Annotated in this window: 15 protein-coding genes and 1 other annotated feature; of the genes, 6 read left to right on the plus strand and 9 right to left on the minus strand. The window is 67.0% G+C overall.

Annotated elements, in window-relative coordinates:
* Window positions 1-272: 272 nt before the first annotated feature.
* Window positions 273-1,507, minus strand: a protein-coding gene (locus ABNK63_RS12490; protein WP_350015806.1) for an IS3 family transposase whose coding sequence is annotated in 2 segments (ribosomal slippage) — window positions 273-1,210 and window positions 1,210-1,507 — 1,236 coding nt in all. Because the reading frame shifts where the segments join, the coding sequence is not laid out codon by codon here.
* Window positions 1,101-1,217 (minus strand) — a sequence feature (AL1L pseudoknot). (Overlaps the previous gene by 117 nt.)
* A 400-nt stretch (window positions 1,508-1,907) precedes the next feature.
* Here ABNK63_RS12490 and ABNK63_RS12495 point away from each other — a divergent pair.
* From ABNK63_RS12495 to ABNK63_RS12510, 4 genes are all read left to right on the plus strand, one after another.
* Window positions 1,908-2,429 carry a GNAT family N-acetyltransferase gene (locus tag ABNK63_RS12495; RefSeq protein ID WP_007805818.1) on the plus strand — a complete coding sequence of 174 codons (522 nt, stop codon included), beginning with the start codon at window positions 1,908-1,910 and terminating at the stop codon, window positions 2,427-2,429.
* 134 nt (window positions 2,430-2,563) lie between these two features.
* The gene (locus ABNK63_RS12500) at window positions 2,564-3,511 is read left to right on the plus strand and encodes an alpha/beta fold hydrolase (RefSeq protein WP_350015807.1); all 948 of its coding nucleotides are present in this window, start codon (window positions 2,564-2,566) and stop codon (window positions 3,509-3,511) included.
* A gap of 88 nt (window positions 3,512-3,599) precedes the next feature.
* Window positions 3,600-4,004, plus strand: a complete 405-nt coding sequence (locus ABNK63_RS12505) for a GFA family protein (RefSeq protein ID WP_350015808.1) — start codon at window positions 3,600-3,602, stop codon at window positions 4,002-4,004.
* An 81-nt stretch (window positions 4,005-4,085) separates the two neighbouring features.
* Window positions 4,086-5,351, plus strand: coding sequence for a patatin-like phospholipase family protein (locus ABNK63_RS12510; protein WP_350015809.1), 1,266 nt, complete (start codon window positions 4,086-4,088; stop codon window positions 5,349-5,351).
* Window positions 5,352-5,396: 45 nt separating this feature from the next.
* Here the strand turns inward: ABNK63_RS12510 and ABNK63_RS12515 are convergent, their stop codons facing one another.
* The gene (locus ABNK63_RS12515) at window positions 5,397-6,146 is read right to left on the minus strand and encodes an SDR family oxidoreductase (RefSeq protein WP_350015810.1); all 750 of its coding nucleotides are present in this window, start codon (window positions 6,144-6,146) and stop codon (window positions 5,397-5,399) included.
* Between the two features lie 104 nt (window positions 6,147-6,250).
* Here ABNK63_RS12515 and ABNK63_RS12520 point away from each other — a divergent pair, with 104 nt between their 5' ends.
* The gene (locus ABNK63_RS12520; RefSeq protein WP_350015811.1) at window positions 6,251-7,174 is read left to right on the plus strand and encodes a LysR family transcriptional regulator; all 924 of its coding nucleotides are present in this window, start codon (window positions 6,251-6,253) and stop codon (window positions 7,172-7,174) included.
* On the opposite strand, the gene ABNK63_RS12525 is transcribed toward ABNK63_RS12520, so the two are convergent.
* The 5 genes from ABNK63_RS12525 to ABNK63_RS12545 all read right to left on the minus strand — a co-directional run bounded on the left by ABNK63_RS12525 (window position 7,171) and on the right by ABNK63_RS12545 (window position 15,446).
* A complete protein-coding gene (locus tag ABNK63_RS12525) occupies window positions 7,171-10,050 on the minus strand; it encodes an EAL domain-containing protein (RefSeq protein WP_350015812.1) in 2,880 nt (959 codons plus the stop codon). The genes ABNK63_RS12520 and ABNK63_RS12525 overlap by 4 nt on opposite strands.
* 94 nt (window positions 10,051-10,144) lie before the next feature.
* A complete protein-coding gene (locus ABNK63_RS12530) occupies window positions 10,145-11,173 on the minus strand; it encodes a LacI family DNA-binding transcriptional regulator (RefSeq protein ID WP_350017222.1) in 1,029 nt (342 codons plus the stop codon).
* A gap of 150 nt (window positions 11,174-11,323) precedes the next feature.
* Window positions 11,324-12,748 (minus strand): sugar porter family MFS transporter, encoded by a 1,425-nt coding sequence (locus tag ABNK63_RS12535; RefSeq protein ID WP_350015813.1) that lies wholly within the window; start codon window positions 12,746-12,748, stop codon window positions 11,324-11,326.
* A gap of 305 nt (window positions 12,749-13,053) precedes the next feature.
* On the minus strand, window positions 13,054-14,880 hold the full coding sequence (recQ, locus tag ABNK63_RS12540) for a DNA helicase RecQ (protein ID WP_350015814.1): 1,827 nt from the start codon (window positions 14,878-14,880) through the stop codon (window positions 13,054-13,056).
* Window positions 14,881-15,104: 224 nt separating this feature from the next.
* Window positions 15,105-15,446 carry an MGMT family protein gene (locus tag ABNK63_RS12545; RefSeq protein ID WP_350015815.1) on the minus strand — a complete coding sequence of 114 codons (342 nt, stop codon included), beginning with the start codon at window positions 15,444-15,446 and terminating at the stop codon, window positions 15,105-15,107.
* A gap of 66 nt (window positions 15,447-15,512) precedes the next feature.
* On the opposite strand from ABNK63_RS12545, the gene ABNK63_RS12550 reads away from it, so the two are divergent.
* Window positions 15,513-15,917, plus strand: a complete 405-nt coding sequence (locus tag ABNK63_RS12550) for a hypothetical protein (protein ID WP_350015816.1) — start codon at window positions 15,513-15,515, stop codon at window positions 15,915-15,917.
* A 12-nt stretch (window positions 15,918-15,929) separates the two neighbouring features.
* Here ABNK63_RS12550 and ABNK63_RS12555 read toward each other — a convergent pair whose 3' ends face one another.
* Window positions 15,930-17,042 (minus strand): inorganic phosphate transporter, encoded by a 1,113-nt coding sequence (locus ABNK63_RS12555; RefSeq protein ID WP_007805739.1) that lies wholly within the window; start codon window positions 17,040-17,042, stop codon window positions 15,930-15,932.
* Window positions 17,043-17,120: 78 nt separating this feature from the next.
* Window positions 17,121-17,750, minus strand: a complete 630-nt coding sequence (locus ABNK63_RS12560; RefSeq protein ID WP_007805738.1) for a hypothetical protein — start codon at window positions 17,748-17,750, stop codon at window positions 17,121-17,123.
* Window positions 17,751-17,880 lie beyond the last annotated feature (130 nt).

Genomic DNA, 17,880 nt, shown 5'->3' on the forward strand with positions numbered 1-17,880 from the left:
GCCGTAATGGCAACTCGCATAAAAGTACTGAGTTATCTCATGGCAGCTTGTGGCGCACTGCTGCTTACGGTGGCCATTGCCTCGCTCATTGCCGTCTGGCCGCCGAGACTTTCTGACCCATACCACCCCGCGTACGTGGTTGTGCCTGCCTGGTTGCCTCAGGCCTTCGTCCTTGTCTCAGCGCTTGTTGCTGGTGGCGTCATGCTCTCCTATCGCATTGCCAGTCGACACAGTGAACCGCCCCGGTTTTCCCGGAGGCTGTTTGGTTTGAGTCACGCTGCCTTGGGCAGCGCAATCTGTTGCCGATAGTAAGCCGCCTCGGCTTCCGCCGGCGGGATGTTCCCGATCGGCCCCAGCAAGCGTTTGTGATTGAACCAGTCCACCCAGTCCAAGGTGGCCCATTCCACGGCCTTACGGTTCGGCCAGGAGCGCCGATGAATCACCTCGGCCTTGTACAGGCCATTGATCGTCTCGGCCAAGGCGTTGTCGTACGAGTCGCCGACACTGCCGACCGAGGCGTCGATGCCGGCCTCGGCCAGGCGCTCGGTATAGCGAATGGACACATATTGCGATCCGCGGTCGCTGTGATGAATCAGACGGCCCTCGTCGAACGGCTTGCGTGCATGCAGTGCCTGTTCCAGGGCATCGAGCACGAAATCCGTGCGCATCGTGCTCGACACCTTCCAGCCGACGATGCGACGCGCGTACACATCGATTACGAAGGCCACGTACAGGTGTCCCTGCCAGGTCGACACGTACGTGAAGTCGGCCACCCACAGCGCATTCGGACGAGCGGCCCGGAACTGCCGGTTCACACGGTCCAGCGGACAGGGCGCCGCCGTGTCGCTGACGGTCGTCTTCACGCCCTTGCCGCGGATCACGCCACGCAACCCCTGCCGCTTCATCAGCCGCGCCACCGTGCAGCGTGCCACATCGACCGATTCACGCCGCAGCTGTCGCCAGACTTTACGCACGCCGTAGACCCGGCGGTTCTCATTCCACACCCGCTGGATGTCGGCACACAGTCGCTCGTCTCGCTGGACGCGTAGCGGTGTCTTGGCCGGATCGGCTCGCCGGGCTGCGTGCAGGTAGTACGTCGACGGGGCGATCGGCAATGCCTTGCAGATCGGCTCGACCCCATAGACGCCCCGGTGCTCGTCGATGAACGCCCTCATGGCTTGAACCGGCGGTCGAGCTCCGCCTGGGCAAAATACGCACTGGCCTTGCGCAGGATCTCGTTGGCCTGGCGCAGTTCGCGCACCTCGCGTTCCAGCGCCTTGATCCGGGTCTGCTCCTCGCTCGTGGCTCCGGGCCGCAGCCCTTGGTCACGCTCGGCCTGGCGCACCCAGTTGCACAGCGTCTGCGCCGTGCAGCCGATCTTGCCGGCGATCGACTCGATCGCGGCCCACTGCGACGGGTGCTCCGCCCTGTGTTCGAACACCATCCGGACTGCGCGCTCCCGGACCTCACGTGAGTACGTTGGGGACTTCTTCTTCGGGGTTTCCATCGCTCCATCCTCTCAAGAGTTGGAGCCTCCGAGAATCCCGGGACGGTTCACAGCGCTCGTCTCTCCCGGGTTTCGTTGGTAGCCATAGTGCTTACAGTCGCCGCATGGGCTACGGTTGTTACCTCTTGGGCGGTCGCTGACGGTTGGGTAGCGGCCTAACATCTCCTTAGGAGACTTCCAGTCAAGCCCGGGTGCATGATGCTTTTGCCCTGAGCTTTCGGGCGACTGCTGGCGATCGTGTTGTGCTTCGTGTTGCGTGCTGCGTTGTCAGTTTGATGCGGCGTCAAACGTTGCCAGACTGCATTTCCCTAGACGGTCTTGTTGAGTCGATGTTGCCGGCTCGGACCAGGGTATAAATCGCGCCCGGGGACATCATTCCCGCATACCCCAGGTAGTGACGATGCCAACGATACGAAAAGCGCACGCCGGTGATGCCGGCAGGCTGTCCGAAGTTGCCGAGGCGACTTTCAGGGCGACGTTCGGTGCAACGAACACCACCGAGCACATGGAGCTTCATTGCCGAAGCAGCTACGGCGCGCACATTCAGTCAGCCGAGATCGCCGACCCCGACCTGCTCACCTTGCTCAGCGAGGATGAGGGGCGCCTGGTCGGTTATGCCCAGCTGCGCCGGGGCGAGGCACCGGGATGTGTGGCGGCGAAGCGACCGGGCGAGATCCAGCGCCTGTATGTCGTTGAGGACTGGCACGGCAAGGGGGTGGCGCAGGCGCTCATGGATGCCTGCATCGAGGCGATGCAACGACGCGGCGCAGACGCCGTCTGGCTCGGTGTGTGGGAACACAATCCGAGGGCCATCGCGTTCTACGGGAAATTCGGCTTTGTCGTGACGGGTGAGCATGTGTTTTCACTGGGCGGCGATCAGCAGCGGGACCTCGTGATGGTCAGGGCGCTTGCTTCGGAGTAGAACCGTTTTTGCGCCGCGGAGCTGCTGTACATGGTCGCCAAGTCTCTCCCGGACGAACGCGGCGGGGAAACCGGCTTGCCTGCCGACTCCGCCATCCGCAAACCATGCTTCCGGGGAAGCGCCCGGGAGCAGAGATGATGCATGATGCGGTCCGGAACCTCGGACCGAACGTTTTTCACCCGCCACTCCAGCGCGATGAGGACGATATGCTCAGACGCGATTTCCTGAAGACAGCCATGGCTACCGCCGCGATGACGGCGGCGCTCCGCATTCAAGCCAGCGAGACTCCCGCGATGTCGAACGGGCATTTTGCCGACGTCGATGGCCAGCACGTCTTTTACAGCGTGCATGGCGCCGGCAAGCCACTCATTCTTCTTCACGGCGGCATCGACCCCGACAGCTTCGGCAGCAATCTGGCCGCATTGGCGAAAGGCCGGCGGGTGATCGCGCCCCATCTCCAGGCGCACGGGCGTACGCCGGACACCGACCGGCCATTGCGCAGCGAAACGCTGGGCGACGACATCGCCGCGCTGATCGGCCATCTGAAGCTCGGCAAGGCTGACATCATGGGTTATTCCCTGGGAGCCAGCGTCGCCCTGCAGACCGCGATCCGCCATCCGGACGTGGTCGACCGGCTCGTGCTCGTGTCCGCGGCGATGAAGCAGGACGGCTTCTACCCGGAGGGGGTGGAGGCCTTCAGGCAACTGGAGGTCAATGCAGCCGCCTACGGCCCCGGCGTCAAGGCATCGCCGTTGGGACAGACCTATCCCGACGTCGACTGGACAAACCTGTTCCGCAAGGTCGGCGACCTGACCAAACGCCCCTTCGACTGGAGCGCCGACGTCGCCCGGATCAAGGCTCGCACGCTGCTGGTCTTTGCCGACGCCGACGCCATCCGGCCCGGGCACATGGTCGAGTTCTGGAAAGCCCTGGGAGGCGGCCAGCGCGATGCCGGGGTCGACGGCTCCCTGCGACCCGCGAACCAGCTCGCCATTCTGCCGAACACCACCCACTACACACTCGCCGTCGATCCGATGCTGCCGGCGATCGTCGACCGCCTCCTTGTGCCGGGCGCTGGCTGATGATGGCGTGGCCCGGACACATGGTGAGCGGCGGCGGCGACGTGGCGAACTCCCCTCGCCTGCCGCGACGCGGCGAGGACGTCGGCGCATGAGTGTCCACGCCGGCTCCTGTCTTTGCGGCGCGGTGCGCTTCGAGGTGGAAGCCGAGTTCGAGCACTTCTACCTTTGCCACTGCACGTATTGCCGCAAGGATTCCGGTTCGGCCCACGGCGCGAACCTGTTTTCCACGCAGGCCCGCTTGCGATGGCTCAGCGGCGAAGACAAGGTGACGCGCTTCGAGCTGCCGCAGAGCCGGCACGTCCGGTGCTTCTGCTCGATCTGTGGCTCGGCGTTGCCGGTGACGCCGATGGACGGCCAGATGCTGGTCGTTCCGGCCGGCAGCCTTGATGCCGCTGTCACGCTCCGACCCGACGCGCACCTCTTCGTAGCCAGCAGGGCCGACTGGGACGAGGCCTTGGAGACGATTCCACGCATGGCGGGATTCCCGGACTGAGACGGCGGCAATGGCGCATTGATGCGCCATGGCGCCAGACCGCATACTGGGCGAACACTGTTCATCGCCGGGGACCACGCGATGCGATGCAAGCCGGGGCTGCTGATGTTTGCGCTGGTGCTGCTGGCCGGTTGCGGGACCGTCCCGCGGCTGCCCGCTCCACCGGAACTGATCGGCCCGGCGGCACCGGAGGGCTTTTCGCCTGACGTGCGACTGGTCACCACCGACCTGAAAAACTTCACCGCGCTGGCACCCGACTTCTTCGGCGGCATGCGCTGCGCGGCGCGCGACGGCACCGTCGACATCCTCGCATTGTCCGGCGGCGGCTCGGGCGGCGCCTACGGTGCCGGCGTGCTGGCCGGCATGACGCGCGCGCACGCGCGACCGCAATTCGAGATGGTCACCGGCGTGAGCGCCGGCGCGCTTCTGGCCCCGTTCGCGTTCCTCGGGCCGCAGTGGGATGCCCGCATGCAGGAGGCGTTCACCGGCGAGCGCAGCGCCAAGCTGCTGCATTCGCCCACCCGCACGGTGCTGGCCCGCCTGCTGTCGCCGCGCGGCCTGCCGCACCGCAACGCGCTGTTCCAGCTGGTCGATCACTTCGTCACGCCGCAGATGATCGAAGCGGTGGAGCGCGAAGCGGCAACTGGCCGCCGACTGGTGGTGGCCACCACTGACCTGGACAAGCACGAGACCGTGCTGTGGGACCTGGGCAAGATCGCCCGGCATGGCGGCGACGCGGCGCGCACGCTGTTTCGCGACGTGCTGATCGCCTCGGCCAGCGTGCCGGGCGTGTTCCCGCCGGTGCTGATCCGCGTGCGCGACGGTGATCACGTCTACGACGAAATGCACGTGGACGGCGGCGTCACCACCTCGGTGTTCAGCACGCCGCTGATCGCCGGCATCCAGTCGACCGAGCTGCCGCTGCTGCGCGGCGCGCACCTGTACATGCTGGTCAACGGCCAGCTGGCGCGGGCGCCGCAGACCACCCGTTACAACACCATCGACATCGTCTCCAATGCACTGGCCGCCGAACTCACCTACAAGACACGCGAGGCGATCGTGGACAACATCGCCGCCTCGCACCGGCTGGGCATGCAATTCCTGCTGACCGAAATTCCGGTGGACTATCCACAGACCAGCTTCATCGACTTTGACCAGGCGAACATGCTGGCGTTGTTCGACTACGCCGCGCGCTGCGCCGCGCAGGGGCTGGTGTGGATGACGCCGGAACAGTCGATCGAACGCAACATGGGCGCGAACCACGCCATCACGGCATCGGACGCACCGGCCTGCCCGGCTGGAAGTCGACGGGACAAGCCGGACCGCTTCACGCCAGCGTTCCAATGAAATGGCGCGATGGCGACGGTCATCGCGCGGCAACAGGGATACGCGTCAGAGCTGGCTCATGCCGCCGTCGATGATGACTTCGCTGCCGACGATGAAGGCCGATTCCGCTGCGGCCAGGTGCAGCACGGTCGAGGCCAGTTCCTGCGGCGTGCCGAAGCGGCCCAGCGGAATCTGCGACTGGATCTGCGCGGCGGTGGCTTCCAGCGTGGCCGCGTCCATGCCCAGCTTGCCGTACAGCGGCGTGCTGATCGGGCCGGGGCTGACCACGTTGACGCGCACGCCGCGCGGCAACAATTCGGCCGACAATGTCCTGGCCAGCGAGATCAGTGCGGCCTTGCTGGCGGCGTAGACGGATGAGTTCGGCATGCCGATGTGCGCGTTGATCGAACCGTTCAGCACGATCGAGGCGCCGGCATTGAGCAGCGGCAGCAAGGCCTGGATCTGGAAGTAGGCGCCCTTGACGTTGGTGTCGAAGCCCTGGTTCCACAGCGCCTCGTCGACGTCGGCAAGCGAGGCGAATTTCGCGCTGCCCGCATTGATGAACACGGCGTCGAGGCGGATCTGCTGGCTGGCCAGCGTGGCCGCCAGGTCCCTCGCCTCGGCAACCACGCCGGCGTTGTTGCGCAGGGCGATGGTGTCGCCGCCCAGCGCTGTCCTCGCCTCGGCCAGCGCGGTGCTGTCGCGGCCGGTGATGATGACGCGCGCGCCTTCGGCGGCGAACGCATGGGCGGCGGCCAGGCCGATGCCGCTGCTGCCGCCGGTGACGAGTACGGACTTGCCTTCGAAACGATTCATGATGTGCTCCAGCGATGGGGTGGTGTTTCAGTGGAGCCATCCTGATCGCCGGCGCGGTGTTTGCCGTACCATCGTTTCGACGAACTCGTTCGAAGGAGTTGCACATGTTGTCCGACGACGAACTGGCCCTGCTGGAGGCGATCCGCAGCACCGGCAGCCTGTCCCGCGCGGCGGCCCACCTGGGCAAGGCGCCCTCGACCGTCTCGCATGCGGCACGCCAGCTGGAAACACGTTTCGACGCCCTGCTGTTCGACCGCCGCCGCTACCGCCTGCAACTGACCCCGGCCGGCGAGCTGCTCACCCACGAGGCCGCGCGACTGGTGCAGGATGTGGCCCGCTTGAACCAGCGCGTGAAGCAGGTGGCCAACGGCTGGGAAGACCGGCTGCACATCGTCACCGACGAGATCCTGGAGTTCGAGACGCTGCTGCCGGTCATCCGTGCGTTCGATGCGCTGCAGTCCGGCGTGCGCCTGCGACTCACCCACGAGGTGCTCGGCGGCACCTGGGAAGCCTTGCGCGAAGGCCGGGCGGAACTGGTGGTCGGCGCCACCAACGAACCGCCGGCGATGCCGAAGTTGCGCTGGTTCGAGCTGGGCACCATGGACTGGGTGTTCGCCGTATCGCCGCGACACCCGCTGGCGAAGGCGGGCGAGCCGCTGTCACAGGACGCGGTCGGCGCCCATCGTTCGGTGGTGGTGGCCGACTCCTCGCGCAACGTCGGCCGCGCCTACGGCATCGTCGGTGGGCAGGCGACGCTGGCGGTGCCCAGCATGCGCGCCAAGATCCTTGCCCAGCGCGATGGCCTGGGCGCGGGCTGGCTGCCGCGACATCGCGCCAGCGCCCTGCTGCGGAGTGGCCAGTTGGTCGAGAAGAGCATGAGCGAGCCGCGCGAACCGAACACGCTCTACGTCGCCTGGCGCAGCGACCAGGAAGGTCGCGCGCTGAGCTGGTGGCTGCAGCAACTGCGCCAGCCGCGGCTGGCGAAGCGGCTGATCCAGGGCCTGCCGGTGCCCGCGGAAAGCCGCTAGCCGCGTGCGTCGAGGCGCCGCGCCGCCTCGCTGGCGGCCAGGGCATGATCGAGATGGTGACCCTGCAGTTCATCGCAACCGGCGCCGACGAGGAACTGCGCCTGCTCCGCGGTCGCGACGCCTTCGGCGGCAACGCTCATGTCCAGCTCGTGCGCCACCGCGATGATGGTGCGCACGATCGCCGCATCCGCGGCGTCCTGCGGCAGGTCGCGCACGAAGATCTGGTCGATCTTCAGCTTGTCGATCGGGAATTGCTTGAGGTAGGCCAGGCTGGAATAGCCGGTGCCGAAATCATCCAGCGACAGCCTGATGCCCAGCGCCTTCAGCTCGGCCAGGGTGCGCTGCACCCGTCCCACGTTTTCCATCAGCGAGCTTTCGGTGATCTCGATGTCCAGCATCGCCGGCGGCACGGCATGACGCTGCAGCGATGCGGCCACCTGGGCCAGCAGCCCGGGCCGCTGCAGTTGCTGGGCCGAGACGTTCACCGCGACGGTGAAGTCGCGATAGCCCAGGTCAAGCCAATCGCGCACCTGCCGGCAGGCCACGTCGAGCACCCAGCCGCCGATCTCGTGCATCAGGCCGAGCGCTTCGGCAATCGGGATGAAGCGCGCCGGTGACACCTGCCCGAGCTGGCGGCAGTTCCAGCGCAGCAGCGCCTCGAAACCGGTCAGCCGCAGGTCGGCGGCCTCATGCTGCGGCTGGTAGTGCAGCTCCAGCTCGCCCAGCCGGATCGCATCGCGCAGATGGTTGCCCAGCAGCAGCCGGTCTTCGAGCTCCTGCATCTGCGCCAGCGAAAATTCGCAGACACGGTCGCGCCCTTCCTGCTTGGCCTGGCTCATCGCCGCCTCGGCGCGGCGCAGCAGGTTCCTCGCATCGGTGCCATGCGCGGACGAATGACTGACACCCACGCTGGCAGTCAGCAGCAACCGGTAGTCCGAACCCTCGATCGGCTCGGCCACCACCGCGCGCAGCACTTCGGCCAGCTCCAGCACCGCGGCGGCCGGCATCCCGGCCACCGTCACCATGAATTCGTCGCCGGCGAAGCGGGCGATCCGGCCGCGTCCGCCCAGCGCCGTCTGCAACCGGGTGGCGAGGCGCAGCAGCACGTCGTCGCCGGTGGGATGGCCGACCGAGGCATTGACCAGCTGGAAGCGGTCCAGCCCCACCACCAGCACCGAGGCCGGCACGTTCGGATAGCTCAGGATTTCCGCCAGTGCGTGCTCCAGCAACAGGTGGTGCTGCAGGCCGGTGACCGGGTCGTGGCTGGAGGCGTAGGCCAGTTCGGCCTCGACCCGCCGCCGCTCGGTGATGTCGCGCGCCACGGCATAGACCAGCCCGTCAGGCGCCACGAACGACACCCACTCCAGCTGCCGTTCGCTGCCGTCGCGGCAGATGCAGCGACTGACGAAATCGTGCATGCGCTGGCCGGCCGCATCGAGCTGCTGCATCGGGTCGACGTCGAACACGTCGCTCTCCACGCGCAGGAATTCGCGGTAGCTGCGCGACTTCAATTCGTCGGCGGAGTAACCGGTCACGCGCGTCAACGAGGGATTGAACTGCACCAGCCGCTGCGCGGCCGGATCGATGATACAGAAGATTTCCAGCGACATCTCGAAGAAGCGATCACGCTCGCGCAGGCGGCGGATGAGCTGCTCGCTTTCGATCGCCACGCCGGTGAGCGGCAACATGCGATCGATGCTGTACAGCTCTTCCGGGCGCGGCTCGCGCAGTTCGCGAAAATACACCGCGAAGGTGCCCAGCACCTTGCCTCCGCTGCCCAGCACCGGCGTGGACCAGCACGCCTTGAGGCCGTGCGCCAGCGCCAGCGACCGATAGCTGGCCCAGTACGGATGGCTGGCGATGTCGGACACCACCACGCGCTCGTGCCGCCACGCGGCGGTGCCGCAGGAACCCTGGGCTTCGCCGATGGCCAGGCCATGCAGGGCGCGGCTGTAGGCCTCGGGCAGGCTGGGTGCGGCACCGTGCAGCACGTGCTGCCCGCTTTCATCGAGCAGCAGCAGCGAGCACAGCGCGCCGGGGTTCATCGCCTCGTGCAGGTGGGCGATCTGCGCCAGGCTCTGCGCCAGCGGACGCTGCGCCGCGATGCCGGCCAGGATTTCGTGCTGACCGGCCTCCAGTTGTTCGGCGCGCTTGCGTTCGCTGATGTCCTGGCAGGCGCCCATCAGGCGCACCGCGCGACCGGCGGCATCGACCTCGACCATGCCGCGACTGAGCAGGGTGCGTATCGCGCCGTCCGGGCGCACGATGCGTTCCTCGAACTCGAACGGCTGCGTTCCGGTCACGGCCTGGGCGATCGTCTGCTGCACGCGCTCGCGATCCTGCGGATGCACCAGCGCCAGGTAGGACTCGAACGTGGCGGCGTGTTGCGCCGGCGTCACGCCATAGATGCGGTACAGCTCCTCCGACCAGGTCACCCGGTTTTCCGCGATGTCCCATTCCCAGCTGCCGACGTGCGCCACCTGCTGCGCCTGCGACAGCATGCGCTGGTGTTGCAGCAGCTCCTGTTCGGCCCGCTTGCGCTCGGTGATGTCGAGGAAGTAGATGGTCAGGCCTTCCGCCGACGGATAGATGCGGTTCTCGAACCAGCGCTGGTACGGCGGATACCAGGCCTCGATCTGCCGCGGCTGCTGGTCGGCCATCGCCTGTTCGTAGGCGCGCTGGAACGGCTGACCCTTGCCTTCGGGGAATTCGGTCCAGATATGCCGGCCGATCAGATCCTCTGCCCGGCGACCGAAAAACTCGCAGGCCTTCGCGTTGAGGTAGATGTAGCGCCAGTCCCGATCCAGCGCCACGTACGCATCGGTGATGCGTTCGAACATCTGGTGAAATTCCAGCTCGGACGTGGTGCGATCCATGGCGCTCTCGATCCTGTCATGCGGGGGGATCCGGACAACTTGGGCAGACTAAGGGATCATCCGCACCAGCCGCAACGGCACCAGGCCGATGGCATCAGCGCAAGCTGGAGCGACGCACCATCAGCTTCACCGGCAGCACTTCGCTGTCCACCGGCTCACCGCGGATCAGGCCGATCAGGCTGTCGACCAGCACTTCGCCAGCCTGGCGCGTGTCCTGCAGCACGGTGGTCAGCGGCGGGTTGACGAAGCTGGCGGTGGCGATGTCGTCGAAGCCGGCCAGCGCAACATCCTGCGGCACGCGCAGGCCGTGGTCGCTCAATGCGCGCATTGCACCGATCGCGATCAGGTCGCTGGCGGCGAACACGGCGTCGAAGCCGGTTTCGTTGAGGATCAGCCCGCGCATCGCCTCGTAGCCCGAATGCTCGGTGCTTTCGGCGTTCTGCTGCAGCTCCGGATCGACCGTGATGCCTGCCTGTTCCAGTGCTTGCACGTAGCCGCGATAGCGACCGAAGAATTCCGGGTAGTGGCTGGAGGCATCACCCAGGAACGCGATGCGGCGACAGCCGCGCTCGAGCAGGTGCTCGGCCACCGCCAGGCCGCCGGCGAAATTGTCGCAACCGATCGACACGCCGGGCTGATCCGGCAGCACCGCGCCCCAACGCACGAAGCGGGTGCCCTGGTCGACCAGTTTTTCCAGCTTGTCGGTGTAGGCCAGGTAATCGCCGTAGCCCAGCAGGATCAGCCCGTCGGCCTTCTTGCTGTCGGCGAAGTCGGCATGCCAGTCGTGCGAGAACTGCTGGAACGAGATCAGCAGGTCGTAGCCCTGCAGGGCACAGGCGCGAGTGATCGAGCCAAGCATCGACAGGAAGAACGGGTTGATGTGCGAGTCGTCGGCGGTGGGGTCCTCGAAGAACAGCAACGCCAGCGTGCCGGTGTGCATCTTGCGCAGGTTGGACGCGTTCTTGTCGACCTTGTAGTTGAGCTGGTCCGCGGCGGCCTGGATGCGCCGCCGGGTTTCCTCATTGACCAGCGGGCTGCCACGCAGCGCACGCGACACCGTGGCTTGGGATACCCCGGCCAGGTGGGCAATGTCGATTGAAGTGGCCTTTGCCTTCATCCGCAGCGCGATCCGCCGGCTTCCCTTGCGACGGCGCCGTGCCGTCGTTGGCGAATCCTAGCCGGTTTGCGCGGCGCGCGTCGTATCGGCTCCGCCGCTGCTCGCGCGCGGGACAGGCAAATTGCGCCACGGCGAGGTCTTTTTGCGGCACGGCGTTCATGCGCGCATGTCCTCCAGTTCGACGCCGCGGGTTTCGCGCACGCCGGACACTACGAACAGCAGCGACAGCAGCGCGAAGCCGGCATACAGGCCATAGGCGAAGGTGAGGCCCAGTTCGGCCAGCGCGGGGAAGCTGCTGGTGATGGCGAAGTTGGCCAGCCACTGCGCCGCGGCGGCCACCGCCAGCGCGGTGGCGCGTATCGAATTGGGGAACATCTCGCCCAGAAGCACCCAGACCACCGGGCCCCAGCTGACGCCGAAGAACACCACGTAGGCATTCGCCGCGACCAGGGCCACCATGCCGACCGAGCCGGGCAGGCTCAGCTCCGCACCGCTGCCGGTGGCCTGCGAGAAGCACCACGCCATCACGCCCAGGGTGATCGCCATGCCGGCCGAGCCGACCACCAGCAGCGGCTTGCGCCCCACCTTGTCGACCAGCGCGATCGCCACCAGGGTCACCAGCACGTTGACGATCGAGGTGACCACCGTGATGGTGAACGAGTCGGCCTCGCTGAAGCCCACCGAATGCCACAGGGTGGACGAGTAGTAGAAGATCACGTTGATGCCCACGAACTGCTGGAACACCGACAGCAGGATGCCGATCCAGACCACCGGCAACAGCCCGGCCGCCTTGCCGCGCAGGTCGCTCAGCCGCGGCTTGTGTTCCGATCGCAGGCTGCCCTCGATGTCATGCAGCTTGCTGTCCAGCGCCGACTCGCTGTGCATGTTCAGCACCTTGCGCAGCACGACGCGGGCTTCGTCGATGCGGCCCTTGGCGACCAGGTGACGCGGCGATTCCGGCACGCCCAGCACCAGCACGCCGTAGATCAACGCCGGCAGGGTGGCCACCAGGAACATCCAGCGCCAAGCCGCCAGGCCCAGCCACAGCGGCTGGCTGGCGCCGCCCGCGGCACCGCTCAGCCAGGCATCGCTGAGCAGGGCGGCGAAGATGCCCAGCACGATCGCCAGCTGCTGCATCGAGCCGAGCCGGCCGCGGATGTTTGCCGGCGACACCTCGGCGATATAGGTGGGCGCGATCACCGAGGCCACGCCCACGCCGATGCCGCCGACCAGTCGCCACAGGATCAGGTCCCACACCGCGGTGGCCATGCCCGAACCGATCGCGCTGGCGACCAGCAGCACCGCCGCCACCTGCATGGTGCGCACGCGGCCGAAGCGGTTGGCCAGCATGCCGGCATACCAGGCGCCCAGCGCCGAACCGAGCAGGGCACAGGACACCGCGAAGCCGATCTGCGCCGCGTCCAGCGCGAAGCTGCCGCGGATCGCGTCGACCGCGCCGTTGATCACGGCCGTGTCGAAACCGAACAGGAATCCGCCCAGCGCAGCCGCCGCCGAAATCAACACCACCCGCGCCGTGGCGTGCCGCCCCAGGCCATCTCCGGTTGCATCCATCGTGCTCATCGCGTCTCCCCAACGTCATGACCAGTCATCGCAGTCGATTCTGCGGTGTGCGTGCGGCGCTGTCCGGCTGAATACGTATGCAGGAACCGACACGGACTGCCCGTGCCCACCCCTGCCCGCTCCTGCACCTGACGCCATCGAAGCTACTATGACAGCGCTGTCATGTTTCGCCAAGCCTGACCCGAAAACGTCGATGGAACCGCGCTCCCATGCTGCTTGCGGAACGGCTGACGGCGCCCGGGCGCAGCCATGCGCCAGGCGTTTGCCAATCATCGGTGGCGCCACGGTGCGCCGCGGCGAGAGAGCTAGTCCGCCGCGTTGATCACCGCGAGGAAATCGCGGCCGTAGCGCTTGAGCTTGGCCTCGCCCACGCCGCTGACGCTGGCCAGCTCGTCCTCGTTGGCCGGCAATGCCCGCAGCATCGCCAGCAAGGTGGCGTCGTGAAAGACCACGTAGGGCGGCACGCCCTGCTGTTTCGCCAGCTGGGTGCGCAGCGCGCGCAGCTGGTCCCACATCGGCTGCTCGTAGGCCTCGATGCCCAGGCTGCCGCCATGTCGCGGATCGCCGGTGACCAGCTTGCTGTCGCGCCGGCGCCGGGTGGCACGTTCGGGGCGGGCGTCCTCGCGCAGCCGCACCTGCTTGCCGCCGCTGAGCACGGCGCGGCTGGCGGCGGTGAGCCGCAGCGTGCCGTAACCTTCGGCGTCGGCTTCGAGCAGGCCGGCCGCCAGCAACTGGCGGAACACCGAGCGCCACTGCTTATCGTCCAGCTCCGCGCCGATGCCGAAGGTGCTCAGGCGATGGTGGTCGAAGCTCAGCACGCGCTCGCTCTCCTCGCCGCGCAGCACCGCGATGACGTGGCCGGAGCCGAAGCGCTGGCCGGTGCGGTACACCGCCGACAACGCCTTCTGCGCGGGCACCGTGGCGTCCCAGGTTTTCGGTGGCGCGATGCAGTTGTCGCAATGGCCGCAGGGGCCGGGATAGCTTTCGCCGAAGGCGCCCAGCAGCAGCTGGCGGCGACAGTCGATCGCCTCGGCGTAGGCCAGCAGGGATTCCAGCTTCTGCCGCTCGACCCGCTTGCGCTCGTCGGCCGATTCGGATTGCGCGATCATCTGGCTCATGGTGACCACGTCGGACAGGCCGTAGATCATCCACGCCTCGGCGGGCAGGCCATCGCGGCCGGCGCGCCCGGTTTCCTGGTAGTAACCCTCGATGCTGCGCGGCAGGTCCAGATGCGCCACGAAGCGCACGTCGGGCTTGTCGATGCCCATGCCGAAGGCGACCGTGGCCACCATCACCACGCCGTCCTCGCGCAGGAAACGCTGCTGGTTCTTCGCACGGGTGGCCCCGTCAAGGCCAGCGTGGTACGGCAGCGCCTCGATGCCCGATTCGGCCAGCCACGCGGCGGTGTCGTCCACCTTGCGCCGGCTCAGGCAGTACACGATGCCGGACTCGCCCTCGTGGCCAAGCAGGAACTCGCCCAGCTGGCGCTTCGCGTTGTGGCGCTGGCCGACCCGGTAGCCGATGTTGGGCCGGTCGAAACTGGAGACGAATTGCCGCGCATCCTGCAATGACAGGCGCTCGACGATCTCCTCGCGGGTGCGCGGATCGGCGGTGGCGGTAAGCGCGATGCGCGGCACCTCGGGGAAGCGCTGGTGCAGGATCGCCAGCTCGCGATATTCGGGACGGAAGTCGTGGCCCCATTGCGACACGCAATGTGCCTCGTCGATCGCGAACAGCGCCACTTCGGTGCGCTCGAGCAGGTCGAGGAAGCGTGAGGTCAGCAATCGCTCCGGCGCCACGTAGAGCAGGTTCAGCTCACCGGCCAGCAGCTGCCGCTCGACCTCGCGCTGCTGGTCCCCCGCCAGGCTGGAATTGAGAAACGCCGCCGCCACGCCGGCCTCGCGCAAGGCGTCAACCTGATCCTGCATCAACGCGATCAGCGGCGACACCACGATGCCGGTGCCCTGACGCAGCAACGCGGGGATCTGGTAGCACAGCGACTTGCCGCCGCCGGTGGGCATCAATACCAGTGCATCGCCGCCCTCGCCCAGATGCTCGACCACCGCCTGCTGCTGGCCGCGGAAACTGGGATAGCCGAAAACGCTTTGAAGAATGTCGAGGGAAGTGGGCATTGCTGGAATGCTAGCAAATGCGGCGGTGCCGCTTCGCGGAAGCAGGTGTGCGCGGGACGCGCGCGGGCGTGTGGGTTGGCGATGACAGGGGCTTCTCCCCTTGCGTGGGCGGAGAGATGAGGCGAAGGCAAGAGGCGCTTTGGTTCTATTGGAGCGGGGGCTTCCCTCTCCTCAATCCTCTCCCGCAAGCGGGAGAGGAGGCGAACGCAAGAGGCGCTTTTACTTTATTGGAGCGGGGGGCCCCACAACTCGTGGTCGAGATCGGCGTCGAGGCCGAAACGCGAGAGGGGGACGCGGCCGTTCTTTACCTCGACGCCTTCGGCGCGCAGGCGGCGTGACTGTTCGCGGAAGCCGCGGCTGCCCGGGGGCATCGCGATGTGCCCGCTGGAACGCAGCACGCGGTACCACGGCAGCTCCATGCCGTCGGGCACTTCGCCCAGCAGGCGGCCGACCAGGCGCGCGCGACCGGGCAGACCCGCGCGCGCGGCGATCGCGCCGTAGCTGGCCACGCGTCCTTGCGGAATGGCGGCGATGGCGGCGTAGATGCGGGCGGCGGCATCGTTCATGGTTCACGCGACGCAGGGGAATCCGTGTCAGAGTAGCTTCCGACCTTCGCCAGCGGAAGCCGCACCATGCGCCACTTCGAAGCCGTGCGTTCACACATCGGCAGCCTGCACGAGCTGCGCCACAACGACCCCTACCTGATCAGCTTCGACTTGCAGCTGGCGCAGGATCGCTGCCAGGGGATCTACCTGGCCGAGCTCGAGGACGAGGCGGGACGACGCTATCTGCGCATCTCCACGCCGGTGGGACCGCTGGCCGGCACCGACCCGAACCGCTGCCTGCGCTTCAACTGGCAGCAGCGCACCGGTTTCCTCGCAGTCGCCGACCTGGACGGATCGCCCTACCTGCACCTGTGCGAAAACCGCCCCTACGAATTCCTCGACCAGGCCGAGCTGCAACGCGTGGTCGGCGAGCTGGGCACGCTGGGTGACGAGCTGGAACAGCTCATCGCCCACAGCAGTGATTCGCTGTAGCCGGACGTTCGCTCAGGACACCAGCCGGAACAGCAGCACCAGGCCGTAGGCCAGCAGCGCGGTGATCGGCAGGGTCAGCATCCACGCCCACACCATCCGCTCGACCACCGACCAGCGGATCGCGTTGAAGCGCTTGGCCGCGCCCACGCCCATGATCGAGGCGGAGACGTTGTGCGTGGTCGACACGGGAATGCCGAACACCGACGCCACCAGGATCACCGCGGCGGAGCTGGTTTCGGCGGCGAAACCGTTGATCGGATGCAGCTTGACCATCTTGTGGCCCAGCGTCTTGATGATGCGCCAGCCACCGCCGGCCGTGCCGGCGGCCATGGTCAGTGCCGACACCACCTTCACCCACACCGGGATTTCGAAACCGCCGGCGGGGTTGCCGTCGATGCGCAGGAAGCCCAGCCAGTGCGGCAGCTGGTCGAACTGGTGGGCGGCGGTGCCGCCGGCCAGCGCCAGCGCGATGATGCCCATGCTCTTCTGCGCGTCGTTCATGCCGTGCGCCACGCCCATCGCGCCGGCCGACAGGATCTGCGCCTTGCCGAAGAACGCGTTGACGAACGGCGTGCGCCCGAATCGGCGCAACCAGCCCTGTCGGTTGGCGAACCAGGCCAGCAGTGCGTACAGCGCCCCCATCAGCAGGAAGCTGATGACGAAACCGCCCAGCGGCGACAGCACCATCGGGATGATCACCTTGGGGATCACGCCGTGGCCCTTGAGCACGCTGCCCTCGACCCAGATCACCGAGTCGAAGTTGTTGCCCGAGGCGGCGATCGCCGCGCCGACCAGCGAACCGACCAGCGCATGGCTGGAGCTGGACGGCAGGCCCAGCCACCAGGTGATCAGGTTCCACACGATCGCCGCCAGCAGCGCGCAGATCAGCAACTGCGAACTCATCTCGATGACACCGGCATTGATCAGCCCCGAGGCGATCGTGGCGGCCACCGCCGTGCCCATGAACGCGCCGACCAGGTTGGTGCCGGCCGCCATCAGCACGGCCTGCCCCGGCGTCAGCACCTTGGTCGCCACCACGGTGGCGATCGAGTTGGCGGTATCGTGGAAACCGTTGATGTAGGTGAAGGCCAGCGCGATCACCACCACCGCGATGACGATGCTCATGGGCGCTCACCGCAGCAGGGAGAAATCCCGCACGGCGTCGCAGGCCGGCTTGCAATGCACAGGGTCACGGGCGTGGCCTCAGGAGTTCTTCAGCACGATCGAGTAGACGATGTTGCCGACGTCGCGGCACTTGTCGATGGCCTTCTCGATCAGCTCGAACAGATCCTTGGACAACATCGCCCGCATCACGTCGCCGCCTTCCACGTACAGCGTGCGGTATGGCGCCAGCAGCATGCGATCACCTTCGGACTCCAGCGCCTGCAGGCGATCCTGCAGCTTCTTCACCGGGTCGATGCGCAGGCCGCGGCGCAACTCGTGCACCATCTGCACCACCACCGCGCTGGACTGCTCCAGCACCAGCGCGCGCTGGGCGAAATCCACGCCGACCAGGCGCCCGGCCACGATCTCGTAGCGCTCGGCGAATTTCTCCACGGTCTTGGGAATCTTGTACAGGGCCGAGTTCAGCGCCTCGATGTCCTCGCGATCCAGCGCGGTCACGAAGGTGTTGACCAGGCCTTCGCTGATCTGTGCGGCCAGTTCCTTTTCGCGTGCCCGGGTCACCGCGAATGCCGCCATCACCTGCTCGGCGCCCGGCCGGGTCAGCAGTTCGTGCAGCGCCTTGGCGCTTTCGTGGGCGGTCTCGGCGCTCTGTTCGAGCAAACCGTAGAACTTGTCGCCTTTGCCGAAAATCGTCTGCAGTGAAAACATGCGGGTCACGCCTGATCGAACGGAATGACAGGAATGTTACAGGACTGCCGTGCTGCCCTGCATCAATCCGTGTCCATCGACGGATCAATCCGTGTCCATCGACGGGGTGATGCGCGGGGGCAACACCACT

The organism is Rhodanobacter sp. IGA1.0 (assembly GCF_040208325.1).
Taxonomy (GTDB): Bacteria; Pseudomonadota; Gammaproteobacteria; order Xanthomonadales; family Rhodanobacteraceae; genus Rhodanobacter; species Rhodanobacter spathiphylli.